Origin of the sequence: Herbaspirillum sp. SJZ106 (assembly GCF_006715495.1) — a bacterium.
Classification (GTDB): domain Bacteria; phylum Pseudomonadota; class Gammaproteobacteria; order Burkholderiales; family Burkholderiaceae_D; genus Herbaspirillum.
The window spans coordinates 96,168-117,456 of sequence record NZ_VFNI01000005.1; the positions used below are offsets into that span (position 1 = coordinate 96,168).

At 62.6% G+C, this 21,289-nt stretch carries 20 protein-coding genes; 18 read left to right on the forward strand and 2 right to left on the reverse strand.

The window, feature by feature from the left end; translation table 11 throughout:
• Nucleotides 1–84 precede the first annotated feature (84 nt).
• Nucleotides 85–1,446: a 23S rRNA (uracil(1939)-C(5))-methyltransferase RlmD gene (gene rlmD, locus FB598_RS15900; RefSeq protein WP_141916276.1), complete on the forward strand. Its 1,362-nt coding sequence runs from the start codon at nt 85–87 to the stop codon at nt 1,444–1,446.
• Between the two features lie 62 nt (nt 1,447–1,508).
• Here the strand turns inward: rlmD and FB598_RS15905 are convergent, their stop codons facing one another.
• Entirely contained in the window at nt 1,509–2,201 is a 693-nt protein-coding gene (locus FB598_RS15905) for a Bax inhibitor-1/YccA family protein (RefSeq protein WP_141916278.1), read from the reverse strand.
• A gap of 238 nt (nt 2,202–2,439) precedes the next feature.
• Between FB598_RS15905 and ndk the strand changes: the two genes are divergently transcribed.
• The 16 genes from ndk (at nt 2,440) to FB598_RS15985 (ending at nt 18,955) form a co-directional block, all read left to right on the forward strand.
• Complete coding sequence (ndk, locus tag FB598_RS15910; protein ID WP_141916280.1) at nt 2,440–2,865, forward strand: nucleoside-diphosphate kinase; 426 nt, start codon at nt 2,440–2,442, stop codon at nt 2,863–2,865.
• A gap of 96 nt (nt 2,866–2,961) precedes the next feature.
• Nucleotides 2,962–4,134: a 23S rRNA (adenine(2503)-C(2))-methyltransferase RlmN gene (gene rlmN / locus FB598_RS15915; protein WP_141916282.1), complete on the forward strand. Its 1,173-nt coding sequence runs from the start codon at nt 2,962–2,964 to the stop codon at nt 4,132–4,134.
• Between the two features lie 83 nt (nt 4,135–4,217).
• Entirely contained in the window at nt 4,218–4,448 is a 231-nt protein-coding gene (locus FB598_RS15920; RefSeq protein WP_141916284.1) for a hypothetical protein, read from the forward strand.
• On the forward strand, nt 4,448–5,536 hold the full coding sequence (locus FB598_RS15925) for a helix-turn-helix domain-containing protein (RefSeq protein WP_141916286.1): 1,089 nt from the start codon (nt 4,448–4,450) through the stop codon (nt 5,534–5,536). The genes FB598_RS15920 and FB598_RS15925 overlap by 1 nt, the downstream gene beginning before the upstream one ends.
• Nucleotides 5,537–5,540: 4 nt before the next feature.
• Complete coding sequence (gene ispG / locus FB598_RS15930) at nt 5,541–6,812, forward strand: flavodoxin-dependent (E)-4-hydroxy-3-methylbut-2-enyl-diphosphate synthase (protein WP_141916288.1); 1,272 nt, start codon at nt 5,541–5,543, stop codon at nt 6,810–6,812.
• 132 nt (nt 6,813–6,944) lie between these two features.
• Complete coding sequence (hisS, locus tag FB598_RS15935) at nt 6,945–8,306, forward strand: histidine--tRNA ligase (RefSeq protein WP_141916290.1); 1,362 nt, start codon at nt 6,945–6,947, stop codon at nt 8,304–8,306.
• Nucleotides 8,307–8,331: 25 nt separating this feature from the next.
• Entirely contained in the window at nt 8,332–8,976 is a 645-nt protein-coding gene (locus tag FB598_RS15940; protein ID WP_141916292.1) for a tetratricopeptide repeat protein, read from the forward strand.
• A 127-nt stretch (nt 8,977–9,103) separates the two neighbouring features.
• Nucleotides 9,104–10,300, forward strand: a complete 1,197-nt coding sequence (gene bamB, locus FB598_RS15945; RefSeq protein ID WP_141916294.1) for an outer membrane protein assembly factor BamB — start codon at nt 9,104–9,106, stop codon at nt 10,298–10,300.
• Nucleotides 10,301–10,307: 7 nt separating this feature from the next.
• Nucleotides 10,308–11,651 (forward strand): ribosome biogenesis GTPase Der, encoded by a 1,344-nt coding sequence (der, locus tag FB598_RS15950; protein WP_141916296.1) that lies wholly within the window; start codon nt 10,308–10,310, stop codon nt 11,649–11,651.
• Between the two features lie 142 nt (nt 11,652–11,793).
• Nucleotides 11,794–12,033: an RNA chaperone Hfq gene (hfq, locus tag FB598_RS15955; RefSeq protein WP_050467890.1), complete on the forward strand. Its 240-nt coding sequence runs from the start codon at nt 11,794–11,796 to the stop codon at nt 12,031–12,033.
• Between the two features lie 39 nt (nt 12,034–12,072).
• On the forward strand, nt 12,073–13,197 hold the full coding sequence (gene hflX, locus FB598_RS15960; protein WP_141916298.1) for a GTPase HflX: 1,125 nt from the start codon (nt 12,073–12,075) through the stop codon (nt 13,195–13,197).
• Between the two features lie 169 nt (nt 13,198–13,366).
• Entirely contained in the window at nt 13,367–14,722 is a 1,356-nt protein-coding gene (hflK, locus tag FB598_RS15965) for an FtsH protease activity modulator HflK (RefSeq protein WP_141916300.1), read from the forward strand.
• Nucleotides 14,722–15,612: a protease modulator HflC gene (hflC, locus tag FB598_RS15970; RefSeq protein ID WP_141916302.1), complete on the forward strand. Its 891-nt coding sequence runs from the start codon at nt 14,722–14,724 to the stop codon at nt 15,610–15,612. The genes hflK and hflC overlap by 1 nt, the downstream gene beginning before the upstream one ends.
• A gap of 276 nt (nt 15,613–15,888) precedes the next feature.
• The gene (locus tag FB598_RS15975; protein WP_141916304.1) at nt 15,889–17,049 is read left to right on the forward strand and encodes an ATP phosphoribosyltransferase regulatory subunit; all 1,161 of its coding nucleotides are present in this window, start codon (nt 15,889–15,891) and stop codon (nt 17,047–17,049) included.
• A 3-nt stretch (nt 17,050–17,052) separates the two neighbouring features.
• On the forward strand, nt 17,053–18,366 hold the full coding sequence (locus tag FB598_RS15980) for an adenylosuccinate synthase (RefSeq protein WP_141916306.1): 1,314 nt from the start codon (nt 17,053–17,055) through the stop codon (nt 18,364–18,366).
• 55 nt (nt 18,367–18,421) lie between these two features.
• The gene (locus FB598_RS15985; protein WP_141916308.1) at nt 18,422–18,955 is read left to right on the forward strand and encodes a phosphoribosyltransferase; all 534 of its coding nucleotides are present in this window, start codon (nt 18,422–18,424) and stop codon (nt 18,953–18,955) included.
• 100 nt (nt 18,956–19,055) lie between these two features.
• Here FB598_RS15985 and FB598_RS15990 read toward each other — a convergent pair whose 3' ends face one another.
• Nucleotides 19,056–20,135, reverse strand: coding sequence for an SDR family oxidoreductase (locus tag FB598_RS15990; RefSeq protein WP_141916309.1), 1,080 nt, complete (start codon nt 20,133–20,135; stop codon nt 19,056–19,058).
• A gap of 203 nt (nt 20,136–20,338) precedes the next feature.
• Between FB598_RS15990 and FB598_RS15995 the strand changes: the two genes are divergently transcribed.
• Nucleotides 20,339–21,220 carry a LysR family transcriptional regulator gene (locus tag FB598_RS15995; protein WP_141917032.1) on the forward strand — a complete coding sequence of 294 codons (882 nt, stop codon included), beginning with the start codon at nt 20,339–20,341 and terminating at the stop codon, nt 21,218–21,220.
• The last annotated feature ends 69 nt before the right edge of the window (nt 21,221–21,289 follow it).

Genomic DNA, 21,289 nt, shown 5'->3' on the forward strand with positions numbered 1-21,289 from the left:
GGATCGCGGACAATATCGCTTTTGTTTTCTGGCAGCGGACAATTGGGGCGCATGGCGCTCCGGTCCCACCCTGCGGTTTCCTTCATGCAACAAGACATCATCATTGAAATCAAGTCGCTCGATATGGATGGGCGCGGCGTCGGCCATCTTCAAAACGAGGACGGCACCCAAGGCAAGGTGATCTTCGTCGAGGGCGCCTTGCCCGGCGAACTGGTCAGCTTCGAATCCTTCCGCAGAAAACCCAAGTGGGAAGCAGCCACCATGACGGCGCTGCATCGCGAATCTTCGCTGCGGGTCAAACCGCGCTGCGATTATTTCGGCACGTGCGGCGGCTGCGCCATGCAGCACCTGGAGCCGTCTGCGCAGGTGGCGATGAAGCAGCGGGTACTGGAAGACAATCTTTGGCATCTTGGCAAGACCAAGGCCGAAACCATGCTGCGCCCGATCTACGGGCCGACCTGGGGTTATCGTTACCGCGCCCGCATCTCGGTGCGCCATGTGGCCAAGAAAGGCGGCATGCTGGTGGGTTTCCATGAAAAGCGTTCGTCCTTCATCGCCGACATGAAGACTTGCGAGATCCTGCCGCCCAATGTCTCGGCGTTGCTGGTGCCGCTGCGCGAACTGATTGCCGGCCTGTCGATCCGCGACCGCTTGCCGCAAATCGAGCTGGCGGTGGGCGAGGGCGATGACGGCGCCAAGGTCACGGTACTGGTGTTGCGCATCATGGAGGCGCTGAGTGCGGCCGATGAGGTCAGCCTGAAGGCGTTTGCCGACCTGCATAAGATCGAATGGTGGCTGCAGACCAAGGGGCCGGATACGGCCGCGCCTTACTATCCGGCGCAATCGAAGCTGCAATACACGCTGCCGGAATTCGGCATCCGCATGCCGTTCAAGCCGACCGATTTCACCCAGGTCAATCACCAGATCAACCGCGTCCTGGTGGCGCGGGCATTGCGCCTGCTGGATGTGCAGCCGCAAGACCGCGTGGCCGACCTGTTCTGCGGCCTGGGCAATTTCACGCTGCCGCTGGCCACGCAGGCGCGCGAGGTGGTAGGGATCGAAGGCAGCACCGCGCTGACCGAGCGCGCGCTGGACAACGCCAAGGTCAACGGCGTGGATGGCAAGACGACGTTCTACTGCCGCAACCTGTTCGAGGCCAAGCCCGAGGATTTCGTGGCGCTGGGCAAGTTCGACCGCATGCTGGTCGACCCGCCGCGGGAAGGCGCGATGGAGGTGTGCAAGGCGCTGGTCGAGCTGCCGCCGGAGCAGCAGCACCTCAAGCCCAGGCGCATCGTCTACGTTTCGTGCAACCCGGCTACGCTGGCGCGCGACGCGGGGGTGCTGGTGCATCTGGGGGGCTATGCATTGAAGTATGCCGGGGTGGTCAACATGTTCCCGCATACGGCCCACGTCGAATCGATCGCGGTATTCGATCTGCCGGCGTAAGTTGTTGTCGATCCAATAAAAAAAGCCGGCTTGCGCCGGCTTTTCCGTATTGGGCAGGGGCTTCAGTCGCGGTTGCCGCCCAGGATGCCCAGGATCGACAGCAAGTTCACGAAGACGTTGTAGACGTCCAGGTAAATCGCCAGCGTCGCCGAGATGTAGTTGGTCTCGCCGCCGTTGACCACGCGTTGCACATCGAACAGGATGTAGGCCGAGAAGATGGCGATGGCAATGGCCGAAATGGCCAGTTGCAGCGCGGGCATGTGCAGGAAGATATTGGCCACCGACGCCACCAGGATCACCAGCACGCCGGCGAACAGGAATTTGCCCATGCCGGAGAAGTCGCGCTTAGAAACGGTGGCGATGGTCGCCATGCCGCCGAAGATGACCGCGGTGCCGCCGAAGGCCGTCATGATCAGCGCGCCGCCGTTGGAAAAGCCCAGCGTGAACTCGATCAGGCGCGACAGCATCAGCCCCATGAAGAAGGTGAAGCCCAGCAGCACGACTACGCCCAGGCCGGAATTCTTGGTCTTTTCAATGGCATAGAAGAAACCGAAGGCGATTGCCAGAAACAGCACGAAGCCGATCATCGGGCTGCCGGCGAACAGGCTGAAATGCAGCTGCACGCCCAGCCAGGCGCCCAGCACGGTTGGGATCATCGACAGCGCCAGCAGCCAGTAGGTGTTGCGCAGCACGCGGTTGCGAGTGGCCAGGCCCACGGTCGAATGGCCGAAAGTCGTATCCAGATGTTGGTTCATTTGTCCTCCGATTGCGTTGAAATGCGAGTGACAGCATAGCACGGCGCGTCCTGCTTAAGACAGGCGGCCGGACGTTGAAGTTCGAGCCGGCGCTGGATATATGGCAGAAAATCAAGCGTAAAGGCCGTCTGCAGGCCTCGAATTGCCATGTCAGTTGATGGTTTCATGCTAAAATACAAGGTTCATTGGATTATCAATTATTGGCTTTAAGCCATTATTTTTATTGGAGTTTTTTCTCATGGCAATTCAACGCACCCTGTCGATCATCAAGCCGGACGCTGTGGCTAAGAACGTGATCGGCCAGATCTACACCCGTTTCGAAAACGCCGGCCTGAAGATCATCGCCGCGCGCATGGCCCAACTGTCGCGCGCTGAAGCCGAAGGCTTCTACGCCGTGCACCGCGAGCGTCCTTTCTTCAAGGACCTGGTGGACTTCATGGTGTCCGGCCCGGTCGTGATCCAGGTGCTGGAAGGCGAAGGCGCCATCCTGAAGAACCGCGACCTGATGGGCGCGACCGATCCGAAGAAGGCCGAGAAGGGCACCATCCGCGCCGACTTCGCCGACTCCATCGACGCCAACGCCGTGCACGGTTCGGACGCCGAAGAAACCGCCAAGGTCGAAATCGCTTATTTCTTCCCGGCACTGAACGTCTATTCGCGTTAATCTGTTCCTGTTTTTGATCGGTTTTCCGGATTTGGGCGGAAACCGGCGCAGCGGTTCTTGCCGCGCCTTTCCGTTCAGCTCCCAGCCGAAGGCATCATGACTACAGCTCTCACCAACCTGCTGGATATGGATCCCGCGCAACTCGTCGCTTATTGCGGCGAGTTGGGTGAGAAGCCGTTTCGCGCCAAGCAATTGCAACGATGGATACACCAGTTCGGCGTCGCTGATTTCGATCAGATGACCGATCTGGCCAAATCGTTGCGCGACAAGCTGAAGACCCGCGCCGAAGTGCGTGCGCCGGCCATCATCAGCGACCACACTTCCACCGACGGCACCCGCAAGTGGCTGGTGGACGTGGGCCAGGGCAATGCGGTGGAAACCGTGTTCATCCCCGAAGAAAACCGCGGCACGCTATGCATTTCCACGCAGGCGGGCTGCGCAGTCAATTGCCGGTTCTGCTCGACCGGCAAGCAGGGCTTCAACCGCAATCTCAGCGTGGCCGAAATCATCGGCCAGCTGTGGATGGCGGAATTCGAGCTGCGCAAGACCAAGGGCATCGAAGGCGGCCCCAAGGGCGAGCGCCAGATCACCAACGTGGTGATGATGGGCATGGGCGAGCCCCTGCTCAACTTCGAACCGACCGTCACCGCGCTGCGGCTGATGCTGGACGACAATGCCTACGGCTTGTCGCGCCGCCGCGTGACGCTGTCGACTTCCGGCGTGGTGCCGATGATCGACAAGCTGGCGCAGGAATGCCCGGTGGCGTTGGCGGTGTCGCTGCACGCTTCCAACGATGCGCTGCGCGATGGGCTCATTCCCCTGAACCGCAAGCATCCGCTGCGCGAACTGATGGCGGCGTGCCAGCGCTACCTCGAATTCGCCCCGCGCGACTTCATTACTTTCGAATACTGCATGCTGGACGGCGTCAACGACAGCGATACCAATGCCCGCGAGCTGGTGGAGCTGGTGACGCAGGGCGATACCGCCATCCCATGCAAATTCAACCTGATTCCCTTCAATCCCTTCCCCGAGTCGGGATTGAAGCGTTCGCACAACCCGCGCATCAAGGCGTTCGCGCAGATCCTGATGGATGCGGGCATCGTCACCACCATCCGCAAGACGCGCGGCGACGATATCGATGCCGCCTGCGGGCAACTGGCGGGCGAGGTCAAGGATCGCACCCGCGTGCAGGAGCGCATGCAGAAGATGGCGGAGTACCAGGGCAAGTTCGGCAAGGATTTCGGCCGCATCGTGGAGATCACCGGGTGACGGCAGGTTTGCTGAATGTTTCGCTCAGCCGTCCCATCCGATCCGCCGCTACAGGCGCGACAGTGTCATCGACGCGCTTGGGGATGTGGTTTGCCGTTGTCTCCGCAAGGACGCCGGCGGCGCGCTTTTTGGCCGTTGCCGGGCGTCCTTTTGTATTTGTTGTTCAAGGTTTTTACGTGCGCCGCATGCTTCATGCGGCGCACGCTGCAATTGTCGAATTCCCGGGAGGGGCGCAGCGAGCATTGCGCCGGGACGCTCCAGAAGAATCCGGCATGGGCCGGTTTAAAAAAAGTTTTTCCATGTGGAGCATTTGATGAGTGATCAACAAATGAACGAAGTGCCTTTGCCGCAGGAAGGCGTTCAGCCTTCGCCCGCTCCCGCGTTGCCCTTGCCGGGCGCCGTGCTGGCTGCGCAGCGGCAGAAGAAGGGGTGGTCGGTGGAGCAGGTCGCCAGTCTGGTCAAGCTGGCGCCGCGCCAGATCCAGGCGATCGAGGCGGACAACTATTCGGTCTTGCCGGGCCTGGCCGTGGCGCGCGGTTTTGTGCGCAGCTATGCCAAGGCATTGGGGCTGGATGCCAATGAAGTGATCGCCGGCATGCCGCAGGAGTCGCCGGTGGCGCAGCGCGACCACATCGTGCCGCAGTATTCGCTGTCGACGCCGTTTTCCGAGGCGCCTTTGCCGGCGATGATGGGCGGCCGGGGCAACACTTCCGCGGCGGCGGTGATCATCGGCGCGCTGGTGGTGGCCGTGGCGGCCGGCGCGGCCGCCGTGCGCTGGACCGATGTGGCCGACAATGTGCCGCAATTGGCGTGGCTCAAGGCGCACCCGGCGGATTCCTCGGCCGTGCCGGAGGCCGCATCCGCTCCGGATGCGAATGCCGCGGATGGCTCGGGTTCGGAGACCCCGGTCAATGCCCGCGTGGAAACGATCGCGCCCGCGTCCGGCGATAGCGCCGACAAGACGGCCAATGCGGTGCCGGTGGAGCCGGCCAAGGCTGCGCCGGTCGTGCCGTCAACGCCCTCGGCATCGGTGCCGGCAAGTACGCCGCCTGGAACGGGGGCGCCGGCGGCTGCAGCCGCAGCCGCAGCCGCGGCAACTGGCCAGCCGGCGTCGGCGCAGGCAACTGCCGCAGCAGAGCCGCTTGGATTGCATATCGTCAACAGCAAGGATCTGTTGCGGCTGACCTTCCGCGAGGATTCGTGGGTGGAGATCCGCCGCGCGGACAAGACCACGCTGATTTCGCGCCTGCTCAAGGCGGGAACCACTGAAGCATTCGACATATCGGATGCTGCAATGCTGGTGGTCGGCAACGCCGCCGGTGTCGACGCCACGTTGCGCGGCCAGCCGCTGGACCTGAAACCTGCAAACGGCAGCAATGTCGCACGTTTGAATTTGAATTGACGCCATGTCTTCTTCCCCGATCGCTTCCGGGCCCTGGGCCCGCCGCCAGAGCCGCCGCGTGCTGATCAGCCACGGCGCGCGCCAGATCGCCGTCGGCGGCGGCGCCCCGGTGATGGTGCAGTCGATGACCAATACCGATACCGCGGACGCCATCGGGACCGCGATCCAGATCAAGGATCTGGCGCGCGCCGGCTCGGAAGTGGTGCGCCTGACGGTCAATACGCCGGAAGCCGCCGCCGCCGTGCCGGCCATCCGCGAGCAGCTCGACCGCATGGGCGTGGACGTGCCGCTGGTGGGGGATTTTCATTACAACGGCCATACGCTGCTGACCGAATACCCGGACTGCGCCAAGGCCTTGTCGAAGTACCGCATCAACCCCGGCAACGTCGGCAAGGGCGCCAAGCGCGACACCCAGTTCGCCCAGATGATCGAAGTAGCTTGCCAGTATGACAAGCCGGTGCGCATCGGCGTCAACTGGGGCAGCCTGGACCAGGCGCTGCTGGCGCGCATCATGGACGAGAACGCCGGCCGCGCCGAACCTTGGCCGGCACAGGCGGTGATGTACGAGGCGCTGGTGACTTCCGCCATTGAGAATGCCCAGCGCGCCGAAGAGCTGGGGCTGGCGGGCGACAAGATCATCCTCTCGTGCAAGGTCTCCGGCGTGCAGGACCTGATCGCGGTATATCGTGAACTGGCGCGCCGTTGCGACTATCCGCTGCATTTGGGGCTGACCGAGGCCGGCATGGGCAGCAAGGGCATCGTCGCATCCACGGCGGCGCTGTCGGTGTTGTTGCAAGAAGGCATCGGCGACACCATCCGTATTTCGCTCACGCCCGAGCCGGGCGGCGATCGCACCAGGGAAGTGGTGGTCGGCCAGGAAATCCTGCAGACCATGGGCCTGCGCAAGTTCACCCCGATGGTGATCGCCTGCCCCGGCTGCGGACGCACCACCTCGACCGTGTTCCAGGACCTGGCCGACAAGATCCAGACCTACCTGCGCGACCAGATGCCGGTGTGGAAGGGCAAGTACCCCGGCGTCGAGAGCATGAACGTGGCGGTGATGGGATGCATCGTCAACGGCCCCGGCGAATCCAAGCATGCCAACATCGGCATCAGCCTGCCCGGCACCGGCGAGTCGCCGGCCGCGCCGGTCTTTATCGATGGCGAAAAGCGGATGACGCTGCGCGGCGAACGCATTGCCGAGGAATTCCAGAGCGTGGTGCTGGAGTATGTCCAGACCCGCTATGGCCAGGCGGGCCAGAACGGCCAGGCCTGACCACGTTTTAGGTCGCGGGAGGGAAAGCGCGGCCGTAGCGATACAGTACACTTGCGCTTGCCATGCGCCGTGCATCACGGGCGATGGCAGGCAATCCAGTTTGAATTGAAGACAACACTATCCGGTATCGGTATGTCAGAGCAAAAGAAAGTCGAGAAGATCGTTGGCGTCAAAGGGATGAATGACATCCTGCCCGCCGACGCGCCGTTGTGGGAGCTGTTCGAGAACACTGTGCATTCGGTGCTCAAGAGCTACGGCTTCCAGCAGATCCGCACGCCCATCGTCGAGCCGACCGCGCTGTTCGCGCGCGGCCTGGGCGAGGTGACCGACATCGTCGAGAAGGAAATGTATTCCTTCACCGATTCCATGAACGGCGACAACCTGACCCTGCGTCCGGAAAACACCGCCGGCGTGGTGCGCGCCGCGCTGGAGCACAACCTGACCTACGACGGCCCCAAGCGCCTGTGGTACGTCGGCCCCATGTTCCGCCATGAGCGTCCGCAGCGTGGCCGCTATCGCCAGTTCCACCAGGTCGGCGCGGAAGCGGTCGGCTTTACCGGCCCGGACATCGATGCCGAACTGATCATGATGTGCCAGCGCCTGTGGGACGACCTGGGCCTGTCCGACATCCGCCTTGAGCTGAATTCCATCGGCGATGCGCAGGAGCGCAACAAGCACCGCGCCGACCTGATCGCCTATTTCGAGCAGCACAAGGAATTGCTGGATACCGACGCCCAGCGTCGCCTGCATTCCAATCCGCTGCGCATCCTGGACACCAAGAATCCGGCCATGCAGGCAATGGTCAATGGCGCGCCCCAACTGCTGGATTACCTGGGCGAGGAATCGAAGGCACACTTCGAGGGCGTGCAGAAGATCCTGCGCCACAACAATATTCCGTTCACCATCAACCCGCGCCTGGTGCGCGGCATGGACTACTACAACCGCACCGTGTTCGAATGGGTCACCGACCAGCTCGGCTCGCAAGGCACGGTCTGCGGCGGCGGCCGCTACGATCCGCTGGTCGAGATGTTCGGCGGCAAGCCGACGCCGGCCTGCGGCTTCGCCATGGGCGTTGAGCGCCTGCTGGAGCTGATGAAAGCCAGCGGCGAGCAATACGCCCCCAACCAGTGCGATGTCTACCTGGTGCATCAAGGCGAAGATGCGCAGATGCAATCTTTCGTATTGGCCGAGCGTTTGCGGACTGCCGGCCTCGATGTTGTGCTACATTGCGCATCGTCGAACGGCGGCGGCAGCTTCAAGGCGCAGATGAAGCGCGCCGACGGCAGCGGCGCCGCCTTCGCCGTGATCATCGGCGAAGACGAAGTGAAATCCGGCACGGCGACCGTCAAGCACCTGCGCGAGGGCGACGCCGGCGACGGCCGGGCCAACCAGGACAGCATGGCGTTCGATGCGGTGGTCGACTACATCGTCGACCAGATCGTCGATGGCCACGATCATGGACATGATCACGAGCACGTGCACTACCATCCCTAATCGATAAGACTTTTTGCAGAGTTACATGGCATACGATCTCGAAGAACAAGAACAGCTCGACTCCATCAAGGCATGGTGGGCGAAATACGGCAATCTGGTTACCTGGCTGGTGATCGTTGCGCTGGCGGCCTATGCCGCCTGGACCGGTTGGAACACCTACCAGTCCCGGCAGGCGGGGCAAGCCTCGGTCCTGTATGAAGAACAGCAGAAGTCGCTGGCGGCCAAGGACAATGCCAAGGTGCAGCGCACCGCGGCCGACATCCAGGATAAGTTCAGCGGCACCGCCTATGCCGAAATGAGCGCGTTGGTGGCCGCCAAGTCGGCCTTTGACGCCAATGATACGGACGCCGCCCGCAAGCAGTTGCAGTGGGTGCTCGACCATGGCCGCGGCCCTGAATACAAGGCGATCGCAGCGGTGCGCCTGGCCGGCGTGATGCTCGACGCCAAGGCCTATGACGATGCCCTGAAGGTATTGTCGGGGGACTTCCCGGCGCAGTTCGCCGGCGCCATTGCCGACCGCAAGGGCGATGTGCTGCTGGCCCAGGGCAAGCGCGACGATGCCCGCGCCGCCTACAAGCTGGCGCTGGAAAAGACCGAAGCCAAGGATCCCAGCCGCCAGTTGATCCAGATCAAGCTGGACGCCATCGGCGGCGAAGCGCCCAAGGCCTGACCGGAATATGGCATGCGCGCGCCCGGCCGTTGCGGGGCTGCGCGCAGCCAGCCATGGCCGGGGCCTCCGGCCGAAGAGTCAACCGCAATCCCACCGCGAATCCATCCATCGCTCAGAGGAAAACAATATGCGTAGTGCGACAGCGACTGCTGCCAAGGCAACATCTTTTGCTCGATCCCAGTCCGCCGGCAAGCTGGCGTTGAGGCTGGCCGCCGCTGCGGCGGTCGTGGCCCTCTCGGGCTGTGCCTGGTTTTCCGGCAAGAAAGACCCGAACCCGCCGGCGCCGCTGGTCGAATTCACCCAGAAGTTGCGCGTGCAGACGGCCTGGTCGGTTTCGGTCGGCAAGGCCGGCAACTTCACCTTCACGCCGGCCTATGCCGCCGGCAGCGTGTTCGCGGCAGCCGCTGACGGCACCGTGGTGCGCATCAATGCCGAGAACGGCCAGACCCTCTGGCGCGTGCGTGCCGATATGCCGCTGACCGCGGGCGTCGGCACCGATGGCAGCACGGTGGTCGTGGTGGGCGAAAAGGGCCGGATCCAGGCATTCGACGCTTCCGGCAAGCCGACCTGGAAGGCGCAAGCCTCCAGCGAGGTGCTGTCGGCCCCGGCGGTGGGCGAGGGCCTGGTCGTGGTGCGCAGCATCGACAACCGTGTGACCGCCTATGATGCCGACAACGGCAATCGCCGCTGGATGGCGCAGCGCACCGTGCCGTCGCTGACCCTGCGCAATGCGCCGGGCATCGTGATCGGTTCGCAGACCGCCTTCGTGGCGCTGCCGGGCGGACGCCTGTCGGCGCTGGCATTGAACAATGGCGGCCCGCGCTGGGAAATCCCGGTCGGCGACCCGCGCGGCACCACCGAGCTTGAGCGTATCTCCGACGTGTCCGGCGTGCCCGCGCTGGGCGCACGCGACATCTGCGCGGTGGCCTATCAGGGCCGCATTGGCTGCTTCGACCTGATCAACGGCAATGTCCGCTGGATCAAGGAGTTCTCCAGCGATGTGGGCGTGTCGCTCGACGATAACTATGTCTATGCCGCCGATGTCGGCGGTACTGTCACCGAATTCGCGCGCGACACCGGCGCGGGCATATGGCGCAACGACAAGTTGAAGAACCGCCAACTGTCCACGCCGATCAGCGTCGGCCGTGCCGTGGCTGTGGGCGATTACCAGGGGTATATTCACTTCTTGTCGCGCGAAGATGGTTCCTTCGTGGCCCGTCTGCCCAGTGATGGCAGTCCCATCCAGGCTCCTCCGGTCAATGCCGGCCAGTCTGCCGTTTTCCAAACCAAATCAGGAACTGTGGTCGCTGTCGTGACCGAATAATATTGAAATGAAACCGGTAATTGCACTAGTAGGCCGTCCCAACGTCGGCAAATCGACGTTGTTCAACAGGCTCACCCGCAGCCGTGATGCATTGGTTGCGGATTTGCCCGGCCTCACGCGCGATCGTCACTACGGCGAAGGCCGGGTCGGCGAACGCCCGTTTTTGGTGATCGATACCGGTGGTTTCGAGCCCGTCGCCAAGGACGGCATCATGCACGAGATGGCCAAGCAGACCAAGCAGGCGGTGGTCGAGGCCGACGCGGTGGTGTTCATCGTCGACGGCCGCCAGGGCCTGACGCCGCATGACAAGACCATCACCGACTTCCTGCGCAAGTGCGGCCGCCCGGTGCTGCTGGTGGTCAACAAATCCGAGGGCATGAAGTACACCTCGGTCACGGCCGACTTCTACGAGCTGGGCATGGGCGATCCGTATGTGATTTCCGCCGCCCACGGCGACGGCGTGGCGGACCTGGTGGAGGAGGCGTTGAACGTCGCCGAGGCACAGCGCACGCCTGAACCGGAGCTGGAAGAGGCTGCCATCCGCGGCATCAAGATCGCCATCGTCGGCCGTCCCAACGTGGGCAAGTCGACGCTGGTCAACACGCTGCTGGGCGAGGAACGGGTGATCGCTTTCGATATGCCCGGCACCACCCGCGACTCGATCGAGATCCCGTTCGAACGCGATGGCCGTCATTACACCCTGATCGATACGGCCGGCATCCGCCGCCGCGGCAAGGTGTTCGAAGCCATCGAGAAGTTCTCGGTGGTCAAGACGCTCAAGTCGATTTCGGACGCCAACGTGGTCTTGTTGCTGCTTGATGCCCAGCAAGATATTTCCGAGCAGGACGCGCATATTGCCGGCTTCGTGCTGGAGTCCGGCCGGGCGCTGGTGGTCGGCGTCAACAAGTGGGACGGCATGCAAAGCGACCAGCGCGACCAGATCAAGATGGATCTGGAGCGCAAGCTCAATTTCCTCTCGTTCGCCAAGTTCCATTTCATCTCGGCCCTGAAGTCGACCGGCATCGGCCCCCTGATGAAATCCATCGATTCCGCCTACGCCGCGGCGATGGCCAAGCTCAGCACGCCCAGGCTCACGCGGGCTCTGGAAGAGGCGCTGGAACACCAGCAGCCGCGCCGCAAGGGATCGATTCGCCCAAAGCTGCGCTATGCGCACCAGGGGGGGCAGAATCCGCCGGTGGTCGTTATCCATGGCAATGCGCTGGAAGCCATCGACGACAACTACAAACGCTATCTGGAGAAGCACTTCCGGGAAACTTTCTCCCTGGTTGGCACTCCACTGCGTATCGAGTTCCGTTCCGGAAAGAATCCGTTTGTCCGTCAGGACAAATAATCCGTAGAGATGCTGTAATTTAGTTAATGATTTTGGCGTTGCAGGCAAAATCGTTTACATTGATGAAGCATAAATTGGTAAAGCACTTGTTTTTCACTAAAGTGCCTCCAAGTCCTAATCACAACAACACCGTGGAGCTGCCATGAGCAACAAAGGGCAATTGTTACAAGACCCATTTCTGAACGCATTGAGAAAAGAGCACGTTCCCGTCTCTATCTATTTGGTCAACGGCATCAAGCTGCAAGGCCATGTGGAGTCTTTCGATCAATACGTGGTCTTGCTGCGCAACACCGTTACGCAGATGGTTTACAAACACGCCATTTCCACCGTCGTGCCTGCGCGCGCGGTCAACCTGAGTCTCGACTCGTCCGACGCCGAATAATGGTCTACCGAGCCGGCGTAACGCCGTGTGCAGCTTGATATGCGTGCCGCGTTAGTCGGCCTGGATTTCGGCAAGAATGATTTCGCCGCAAGTCTGGATGAGTTGTTCCTGTTAGCGAAGTCCGCCGGCGCGGAGCCGGTGATTACCATCACCGGACGTCGTGCCAGCCCGGATGCGGCTCTCTTCGTCGGTTCCGGCAAGGCGCAGGAAGTCGCCGACGCAGTTGCCGATCTGGAACTTGAGCTCGTCATCTTCAACCATGCATTGTCACCCGCCCAACAGCGCAATCTTGAACGCGTGCTGAAGGTGCGTGTGCTCGACCGCACCAGCCTGATCCTGGATATTTTTGCCCAACGGGCCAAAAGCCACGAAGGCAAGGTTCAGGTCGAGCTGGCGCAATTGCAGCATCTGGCGACCCGCCTGATTCGCGGCTGGACCCACCTGGAACGGCAAAAGGGCGGCATCGGCCTGCGCGGCCCCGGCGAAACCCAGCTGGAAACCGACCGCCGGCTGCTGGGCGAGCGGGTCAAGGCATTGCGCGCGGTGCTGGCCAAGTTGCGGCGGCAGCATGCGACGCAACGACGGGCGCGGGGACGCAACGAGACCTTTTCGGTGTCGCTGGTGGGATATACCAACGCCGGCAAATCGACCATTTTCAATGCGCTGGCCAAGGCCGGCGTTTATGCCGCCAACCAGCTTTTCGCCACGTTGGATACGACTTCCCGCCGCGTTTATCTGGGCGAGGTCGGGCATGTCGTCATTTCGGATACCGTCGGCTTCATCCGCGAATTGCCGCACCAATTGGTGGAGGCTTTCCGCGCGACGCTGGAAGAGACCATCCATGCCGACCTGCTGCTGCATGTGGTGGACGCCGCCAGCCCGGTGCGCATGGAACAGATCGAGCAGGTCAACGAGGTCTTGAGGGAGATCGGCGCCGACCATGTGCCGCAGATCCTGGTCTGGAACAAGATCGATGCGGCCGGCCTGGAGCCGGCGGTCGAGTATGACGAGTATGGTAAAATCCAGCGGGTTTTCGTCAGTGCGAAGTCTGGTGCTGGCTTGGATCTGCTGCGCGAAGCGGTGGCCGCTTCGCTGAAGGCCGCATTGGAGGCCAGGGGCCGCAGCCGATCACAGCCTGTCGATTCCGAAGGTGTGCACGTCTGAGCAATTCCCTGAGAGTCACTAACAAAAGTCGTTGGCAAGGCGCGCCGACGCAGGCAGTACGAAGGTACGGCAAGGAGGCGCGACGCCGCCAGCGGCGTTTTGTCAGTGACTCTGAGCGCACATTCCTCCTTGATTCACTTATCAATAACTACAGCCGGATCGCAAACGCATGCTTGTGTCTTTATTCAAGAAAATCGGTGTGAAGTTTTCGTTGAACGATCCCCAATGGGGACGTGGTTCGCAAGACGACAACCGCGACAATCAGAATAACGGAAGTAACGGCGAAAAACGACCCGAGAAGCCATCCGGCAACGGCGGGCCGCCGGATCTCGACCAGCTCTGGCGCGATTTCAACCAGCGCCTGTCCGGCATGTTCGGCCGCAAGGGCGGTGGCGGCGGTTCATCCGAGGGCGGCGGCGGCTTCAACCGCGGCGACGTCAAGGGCGCCGGCATCGGCGCGGGCGTGATCGCCATCATCGTCGCGTTCCTGTGGCTGGCCAGCGGCTTCTTCATCGTCCAGGAAGGCCAGACCGCCGTGGTGACCACTTTCGGCCGTTACAGCCATACCACCTTGCCAGGCTTTAACTGGCGTTGGCCGTATCCCATCCAGGGCCACGAAATCGTGAACATGTCGCAAGTGCGTACCGCCGAGATCGGCTACCGCGGCAATGTGCGCAACAAGCAACTGAAAGAATCGCTGATGCTGACCGACGATGAGAACATCATCGACATCCAGTTCGCGGTGCAATACAAGCTCAAGAATGCCGCCGAATGGCTGTTCAACAACCGCGACCAGGACGACTCCGTGCGCCAGGTGGCCGAGACCGCGATGCGCGAGATCGTCGGCCGCAGCAAGATGGACTTCGTGCTCTATGAAGGCCGGGAAAAAGTCGCCTTGGATGTGAGCCAGCGCATGCAGCAAATCCTCGATCGCTACAAGACCGGCGTGCAGATTACCAACGTGACCATGCAGGGCGTGCAGCCGCCGGAGCAGGTGCAGGCGGCTTTCGATGATGCGGTCAAGGCCGGCCAGGATCGCGAGCGCCTGAAAAACGAAGGCCAGGCCTATGCCAACGACGTGATTCCGCGCGCTTCCGGCGCCGCTTCGCGCCTGCTGGAAGAAGCCGAGGCCTACCGCTCCCGCGTCATTGCGAATTCCGAGGGCGATGCCTCGCGCTTCAAGCAGGTGCTGGATGAGTACCAGAAGGCGCCGGCCGTCACGCGCGAGCGCATGTATCTCGAAACGATGCAGCAGATCTTCGCCAACACCACCAAGGTGATGGTCGACGCCAAGAGCGGCAGCAACCTGCTCTACCTGCCGCTGGACAAGCTGATCCAGCAGACCGCGGGCGAGCAGCCGGCCGCGGCATCGGGCAAGCCGCAGGCTGCGCCTGCGGGGCAGGCCGCCGGCGCGGCAGCTTCTTCCAATCCGACTTCGGGAAATGACACAGTGTATTCGTCCGAGCTGATGCGCGACATAAGAAACCGGGATCCGCGCGAAGCGCGCGAAAGGGAGGTGCGCTGATGGGCCGCCTCATTACCTCCGTCATCGTCGCCGTGGTGGCGATCTGGCTGGCTTCCTCCACTATCTTCGTGGTGAACCAGCGTTCCTCGGCCATCGTGTTCGCGCTGGGCGAAGTCAAGCAGGTGATCAGCGAACCGGGCCTGCACTTCAAGTTGCCGCCGCCGTTCCAGAACGTGATGTATCTGGACAAGCGCATCCAGACCCTGGATACGCCAGATGCCGACCGCTTCATCACCGCGGAGAAGATGAACGTGCTGGTTGACGCCTACGTCAAGTGGCGCATCGTCGATCCGCGCCTGTACTTCGTCAGCTTCGGCGCCGACGAACGCCGCACCCAGGATCGCCTGTCGCAGATCGTCAAGGCGGCGCTGAACGACGAAATCACCAAGCGTACCGTGCGCGAAGTCATTTCCAGCCAGCGCAACAGCGTCATGGATGCGTTGCAGGCGCGCGTGGCCAACGAGGCCAAGCAGATCGGCGTCGAAATCATCGATGTGCGCCTGCGCCGCGTGGACTATGTCGACCAGATCAGCAACTCCGTTTTCGAGCGCATGAAGTCCGAGCGGGTGCGCGTGGCCAATGAGCTGCGTTCCACCGGCGCCGCCGAGTCCGAGAAGATCCGCGCCGATGCCGACCGCCAGCGTGTGGTGATCCTGGCAGAAGCCTACCGCGCCTCCGAGAAGATCCGCGGCGCGGGCGATGCCAAGGCCTCGCAGATCTATGCACAGGCATTCGGCCAGAACCCCGACTTCTACAAGTTCTACCGCAGCCTCGAGGCCTATCGCGCGAGCTTCAAGAACCGCCATGACGTGATGGTGGTGGATCCGAGTTCGGAATTCTTTAAATATTTCAAGGGTATCGGCAACAGCAACAGCGTTTCCAAGAAATAAACCGACAACGTGGACAAGGCCCGCGCTGCATAAGGGCGCAACGGGCAAGAGGATGGATGCCGCTGGTTGAGGGCATCTTTCCTTTTTTGTGGCGGATTGTTCCGGGCAGGCAAGTTTCCCGGATGGCGGGAGTGGGGCGTCAGGATGTTCTACTATTCCGAAACGCCCCGGTTTTTCGTCCAGCCCAGCCCCGCCCCAGACTTGAAGCGTTGATGGTTTGCCGATGCAGACCGCCGGGCCGCCCGCCTGTTTTTTTTCCTGAGTTATTTTTCGTCTATGCCTAACTGGCTTCTTCCTGAAAACATTGCCGACGTCTTGCCGTCCGAAGCGCGCAAGATCGAAGAGTTGCGTCGGCGCCTGCTCGACAATTTCCGCCTGTACGGCTACGAAATGGTCATGCCGCCGCTGCTGGAATACCTGGAGTCGCTGCTGACCGGCGCCGGCGCCGACACCGACCTGCGCACCTTCAAGCTGGTCGATCAGTTGTCCGGCCGTACGCTGGGCGTGCGCGCCGACATGACCACCCAGGTCGCGCGCATCGATGCCCACCTGCTCAACCGCGCCTCGGTGACCCGCCTGTGCTACGCCGGCAGCGTGCTGCATACCCGTCCGTCGGGCCTGCACGCCACGCGCGAGCCGATCCAGATCGGCGCCGAGATCTACGGCCATGCCGGCATCGAAGCCGACGCCGAAATCCAGGAACTGGCGCTCAATTCGCTGGCGCTGGCCGGCATGCAGCAGATCCGCCTGGACCTGTGCCATGTCGGCGTGCTGCGCGCCATCATCGCCAACGACCCGGCCGCCAAACGCCAGGAGGCCCAGTTGTTCGGCCTGCTGGAAGCCAAGGATGTGCCGGGCCTGCAGGAAATCACCGCCGCCTACCAGGACAGCACCCGCCAGGCGCTGCTGGCGCTGCCGGGCTTGTACGGCGACATCTCCGTCATCGCGCGCGCGCGCATCACGCTGCCGGCCTTGCCGGGCATCGCGCAAGCGCTCGACGAGCTGCAGGCGCTGGTCGAACTGGCCGGCAGCCACAAGGGCGCGGTCGTGACCATCGATCTGGCCGACCTGCGCGGGTATCATTACCACAGCGGCGTGATGTTCGCCGCCTATGTGCCGGGCCTGCCCAATGCGGTGGTGCGCGGCGGCCGTTACGACCATGTCGGCGAGGCCTTCGGCCGCGCCCGCCCGGCCACCGGCTTTTCGATGGATTTGCGCGAACTGGCGCGCCTGATGCCGGGCGCGGAAAGAAAGCGCGCAATTCGCGCGCCGTGGGGTACTGAAGCTGGCCTGCGTGAGAAAATAGCGCAATTGCGGCAGGCGGGGGAAATCGTGATCCAGAGCCTGCCGGGTCACGAAAACGATCAGGACGAATTCGACTGCGACCGCGTCGTCGAATTCAGCAATGGAAACTGGATTATCAAAAACTTGGGCTGAGTCATGTTACAGAATAGCAATGCAAAGAATGTCGTCGTCATCGGTACGCAATGGGGCGACGAAGGTAAGGGCAAGATCGTCGATTGGCTGACCGACCACGCGCAAGGCGTGGTGCGTTTCCAGGGCGGCCACAATGCCGGCCATACGCTGGTCATCGGCGGTCAGAAGACTGCACTGCAACTGATTCCGTCCGGCATCATGCGCCCCGGCGTGGCATGCTACATCGGCAACGGCGTGGTGCTGTCGGTGCCCGACCTGCTGCGCGAGATCGACAAGCTGGAAGCAGCCGGCGTGGAAGTATGCTCGCGCCTGAAGGTGTCGGAAGCTTGTCCGCTGATCCTGCCTTACCACGTCGCCCTGGACGTGGCGCGCGAAACCGCCCGCGGCGCCGACAAGATCGGCACCACCGGCAAGGGCATCGGCCCGGCCTATGAAGACAAGGTGGCGCGCCGCGCCATCCGCGTGGCCGACCTGCTCAACGAAAAGCGTTTCGCCGAGAAGCTGCTGGCCAACCTGGACTACCACAACTTCGTCCTGACCCATTACCTCAAGACCCAGCCGGTCGACTACCAGAAGACCCTGGACGACGCGCTGGCCAACGTGCCGCGCATCAGGCCCATGGTCACCGACGTCTCCAGCGACCTGTACGCTGCGCACAACGCCGGCGGCAAGCTGCTGTTCGAAGGCGCGCAGGGCAGCCTGCTGGACGTCGATCATGGCACCTACCCGTTCGTCACCTCGAGCAACTGCGTGGCCGGCAATGCCGCCGCCGGTACCGGCGTCGGCCCGGGCATGCTGCACTACATCATGGGCATCACCAAGGCCTACACGACCCGCGTCGGTTCCGGCCCGTTCCCGGCCGAACTGCCCACCGATGCCGGCGTCGGCAAGCACCTGGCCTCCGTCGGCCATGAGTTCGGCACCGTCACCGGCCGTGCGCGCCGTTGCGGCTGGTTCGACGCCGCGCTGCTCAAGCGCTCGGTGCAGATCAACGGCGTGTCCGGCATGTGCCTGACCAAGCTCGACGTGCTCGACGGCATCGACTCGCTCAAGCTGTGCACCGGCTACAAGCTCAACGGCAAGCAGGTCGACATTTTCCCGGTCGGCGCTGAAGAGGCCGCGGCTTGCGAACCGATCTACGAAGAAATGCCGGGCTGGAGCGAGTCCACCGTCGGCGCCAAGTCGCTGGATGCGCTGCCGGCCAACGCCCGCGCCTACATCAAGCGCATCGAAGAACTGGTCGGCGTGCCCATCGACATGATCTCCACCGGTCCCGACCGCGAAGAAACCATCGTCCTGCGCCATCCGTTCAAGTAAGCACAGGCTCTGCCACATAACAGCAATAAGCAATTCGCAACAAGCAATAAACAAGATGAAGATCTCCGACGACAAAGACCTGTGGGTCACCTGGGACGACTACAACCGCCTGATCGAACGGCTGGCGTTGAAAGTCTACGAGTCCGGCTGGCAATTCGACCAGGTCTTGTGCCTGGCGCGTGGCGGCCTGCGGCCGGGCGACGTGATGTCGCGCATTTTCGACGTGCCGCTGGCTATCCTCTCGACCAGCTCCTATCGCGAGGCGGCCGGCACCATCCGCAGCTCGCTGGACATCGCCAAGTACATCACCATCACCAAGGGCACCCTGGGCGGCCGCATCCTGCTGGTGGACGACCTGGTCGATTCCGGCGTGACGCTGCAAAAGGTGCTGGTGCACCTGAAGGAGCACTATCCCGCCGTCACCGAGATCAAGTCCGCGGTCCTGTGGTGGAAGGGATGCTCGGTGGTGGAGCCCGATTACCATATCGACTACCTGCCGACCAATCCCTGGATCCACCAGCCTTTCGAAGACTACGACAGCCTGGGCCCGCACCAGCTGGCGGCCTGGATCAAGAAGGGCGACGCCTGAGCCGTTGGTGTTTTGCCGATCCACCTGGTCGCAAAAAAAAGAGCTTGCCGCGGCAAGCTCTTTTTTTTGCGTGTACACATACAGGGGCGACAGGGCGCGCTCAAGGGATGACCTTGTTCCGCCTGAACTCCTCGAACAGCCGGTAAAACATCCGTTCGCTCTCCACATACTCATGGAAGCCGAAACGCCGCGCCTTGGAAACGTCGCCGAACATGTCGTAGTCCCACGAAAACACGAAATCGGCGAATCCCCATGACGACAGCGTATCGTAGGAATGTGCGGCCAGGCCGTGGGCGCGCGCGATGCTTTCCCACAGCGGCGCCTTGTCGCTCATCACGTCGGCCAACGCCAATGGCAGCGGCGGCCCGACTTCCATGTCGAACCAGCGCGCGATCTTCGGCCACATCTCGCTCCAGCGGAAGATATCGCCGTTGCCGATGTTGAAGGCCTGGTTGGCGCAGCCCTCATTGGCCGCGGCCCAGACCGTCGCCTTGGCCAGCAGGCCGGCATCGGTCATCTCCACCAGCTTGTCATAGGCGCCCGGTTTGCCGGGAAAGCGCAGCGGCAAGCCCAGCGCTTTCGAGATGCTGGCATACACCGCAATGGCCAACGCCAGGTTCATCGGATTGCCCAGCGCCGCCCCGCCCACCACTGCCGGCCGGATCGCCGACCAGCTCCAGCGCTGGCCTGACTGCGCCTGCTGCTGTTCCAGGTAACGCTGCTGGTCGAACATGAATTCGGGCGGCATGAACTGGGCATCGGTTTCGCGCGCCGGCGTCTTGAAGGGGCCCAGGTGGCCGCCATAGACCTTGTAGCCCTGCATCAGGCTGATGTGGCGCAGTCCCGGCGCGGCCGCTTCGACTGTTTCCACGGTGTTCTCCAGCATCGCCAGGTTGGGCGCCACCAGTTCGCTCCAGGTGGCGCGATGCTGATAAGCCGTATAGAAAATATGGGTGACATGCTCCAGCGGCGCCAGCTTCGCGCGCGTGTCGCCCGCATCCAGCAGATCGACCGCGATATGGCGCAGGCGGCCGTCCGCACGGTCTTCGCCGCCGCGGCGCGACAGGCCGATAACGTCCCACTCGGGCAGCGTGAGCAGGTGCTCGATCAGCTTGCTGCCGATGACGCCCTTGGCGCCGACCACCAGGGCAGTTTGCTTGCCAGTGTTTTCAGTAGACATCCGGTTTCTCCGATCAAGGTAAGGTCAGCAGGCTTCGACGCCGGCCGAAGGTAGCGCGGCAGCCTTGTGCGCAATTGGCCTATCAAATCCTTGTTGTTGGCGGCGTCCGAAAAGGCGTTGCCAGCGATGGTCGGGATTGTGCCTGCGATCTTTCTTGAGAAAAATACCATTAAAATCAAAGAATATTTGATTCGGAGTCAATGATGTCAATTCAATCGGAAGAATTGCGCACCTTTGTTGCCGTGGTGGAAGCCGGCAGCCTTTCCGCCGCGGCGGAGGTGCTGGAGCAGACCACCTCCGGCGTGAGCCGGGCCCTGTCGCGGCTGGAAGAAAAGCTGGGGGCGAGCTTGCTGACCCGCACCACGCGGCGCATGGACCTGACCGAAGAAGGGCAGGCCTTCCTCGAACAGGCGCGCCATATCCTGGCCGCAATGGAGCAGGCCGAGGAGGCGGTGCGGGCGCGCACGCAAAAGCCGGTCGGCAAGCTGCGGGTGGATGCGGCCGTGCCATTCATGCTCCATTGCGTGGTGCCGCACGTGGGCGCTTTCCGCGAGGCGTATCCCGAGATCGAGCTGGAGCTGACCACCAATGACCGTTTCATCGACCTGGTGGAGCAGCGCACCGACATTGCCATCCGCATCGGCGAGCTGCAGGACTCCACATTGCATGCCAAGCCGCTTAGTTCGGCGCGCCTGAACATCGTCGCCAGCCCCGGTTACCTGGCGCGCCATGGCGAACCCAAATCGGTGGAGGCGCTGGAGCAGCACCGGCTGATCGGCTTCGCCCAGCCTGAATCGCTGAACCAGTGGCCGCTGTTGCATGCCGGCGGCGACCGCTATCCGGCCAGGCCGGCGATCCGCGCTTCCAGCGGCGAGACCATCCGCCATCTGGCGTTGCACGGGCAGGGTATCGCCTCGCTGTCGAACTTCATGACGGATGCCGATATCGCCGCCGGCCGGCTGGTCAAGTTGCTTGAGCCAGCCTACAGCGGTTACCGGCAAAAGATTTCGGCGGTCTATTATCGCAATACCCAACTTTCGAGGCGCATCAGCTGCTTTCTGGACTTTTTGCAATGCAAGCTCTGATACGCTCTCCAGCCAGGCAACAAATTGCCGTAATTCAGGTCACAGCGCCATAACAAGATCGATCCGGAG